Genomic DNA, 1,993 nt, shown 5'->3' with positions numbered 1-1,993 from the left:
TCGCCTTCCCAGGTGGTAGCCGAACCGCGGATCTTGCCGGTGGTGGTCATCTTCAGCCATGCGAAGTCGCCGCCCGGGGTCAGCTCGACCGGACCCTGCTTGGTCTGGCCAACGAGCGAACCGTCGGTGGAGATGTGGTAGCCGCTGCCCACGGTGTCAGCCGAGTTGTGGCAGTTGAGGCAGGCGCCGGACTGGTCCTGAGCTTTGAGCAGGAACGGGCCGGACTGGTACTGTGCCATACCGGTTACGTTGGCGGAACCTTCGAAGCTGTTATGCATCGAGTGGCAGCCTTCGCACTCGGCGACGCCGCCGGAGTGGAATGCCAGCGCGCTACCAGCGGTAGCGAGGGTGAAGATTGCTGCTGCGGCAAAGATCTTCGTTGCTTTCATGTACTCTCTCCTTTTTGTTTTTTACTACATGGCATGTGCTACAAACTGATTTCTTCTTTTACATACCGCGTGCCAAACCGCCACATCGCGAGGCGGAACGAAGCTAACCGCCTGTCACTTCGAGGTTAATATTTTTAGCACCAGCCATATCGCCGGGTTCGGCAAACCGGGGGCGACACCTCGCACGGTGGATACGCGGGGAGCATTTTGGATTTCGCGGAAACGGCCGAGCCTACACTTACCGCACGACTTCCTCATCCTTAACTATCTGAAAGGTTGACATTGCCCTCCCTACGTCCCCCTCCACGCCTTCCCTGATGCCATCCCCTTAACAAGCTACCTGGAGCAGCAACCGCGCGATAAGCGGTGAGGCTGGCGGCGCTAAGCCCCCCCATTCAGCCATAAAAAAACCCCGCTTCCGAAAAAGCGGGGTTGGTCGTCAATCTCTGGGGCCAGCACGGAGCCGGCCCCGATTTCATCACAGTCAAGCAAGGGTAGTACTAGTCTTTAGCGTGGCACTTGTTGCAGTAGTTACGTGCCCACGGTCCGAAGACGGTAGCCGGACGGCCGTTGTAAGCGTTCTGCTGCTGAGCAACGGTGTAGCCCTGGTTGATCTTGTTCTCGGTGGTGCTGGTGTCGTAGGAAGCTGCGTTGGTGCTGTCAGCAATGGTCATGAACTCGTTGCCCAGGTAGTAGCGAGCCATGCTCTCGAAACCGGAGGCGTGTGCACGGTGGCAGGAGAGGCAGAGCACGTTACTGGTGGTGCCCGGTGCGGTCGGGCTTGCCTGGAACGCTTTCAGAGCGGTCACGTCGGCAAGGGTGTTGCCAGCGCCGGTCTCGAACGGAGCCATTGCGGAGTAGCCTGCGCCGGTGCCGGTCATGATACCGGAAGATACGTAAGCTGCGTAGTTGGCAGCGATCGGTGCGGTCAGCTTAGCGCCGTTACCAGCCGGGTGAACCAGGCCCTTGGTGCCGGAGGTGTAGCTGTCGTTGTGCATTGCGGTGTGGCAGTTTGCGCAGTACTCGGACATGCCGGAACCGTAAGCAACGCGGTCAGCAGTACCAGCTGCGGTGGTGTTGGTGGTGGCGTTGTAGGTCGACGGAGCAACTGCCATCGGGGACGGATTCACGAAGGCGTAGGAGCCGGACAGCGACTTCGGCTGGTAGCCAACGCCTGCCAGCAGGCGGTACACGCCGACTGCGGATACGCCGGCGATCGGAGCGTTGCTGCTGGTGTAGGAACCGGAGTTGAAGATCGGCAGGCCGGTGGAAGCCTCGGTGCCGTCAGCGAAACGACGGTAACGGCCGTGGGGATCGTGGCAGGAGGAGCAGGCCAGGTTGGCTGCCGGGTAGGTGCCGCCCGGTGCTGCGGTCAGGGTCTTGTCAGCGGTGTAGCCGTAGTCGACTGCAACGATGTTGTGGCCGTGACGATCGCCTTCCCAGGTGGTAGCCGAACCGCGGATCTTGCCGGTGGTGGTCATCTTCAGCCATGCGAAGTCGCCGCCCGGGGTCAGCTCGACCGGACCCTGCTTGGTCTGGCCAACGAGCGAACCGTCGGTGGAGATGTGGTAGCCGCTGCCCACGGTGTCAGCCGAGTTGTGGCA

At 61.1% G+C, this 1,993-nt stretch carries 1 protein-coding gene and 1 pseudogene; both read right to left on the bottom strand.

Annotated elements, in window-relative coordinates:
• Positions 1-389, bottom strand: a pseudogene (locus tag GMST_RS22015) (cytochrome C); the annotation flags it as partial.
• A 500-nt stretch (positions 390-889) separates the two neighbouring features.
• A partial coding sequence (locus tag GMST_RS22010) for a cytochrome C (RefSeq protein ID WP_183356854.1) occupies positions 890-1,993 on the bottom strand: 1,104 nt, incomplete at its 5' end.

The organism is Geomonas silvestris, from assembly GCF_014193515.1.
Lineage (GTDB): Bacteria > Desulfobacterota > Desulfuromonadia > Geobacterales > Geobacteraceae > Geomonas > Geomonas silvestris.
This window is presented reverse-complemented; position numbering and strand designations above follow the sequence as displayed.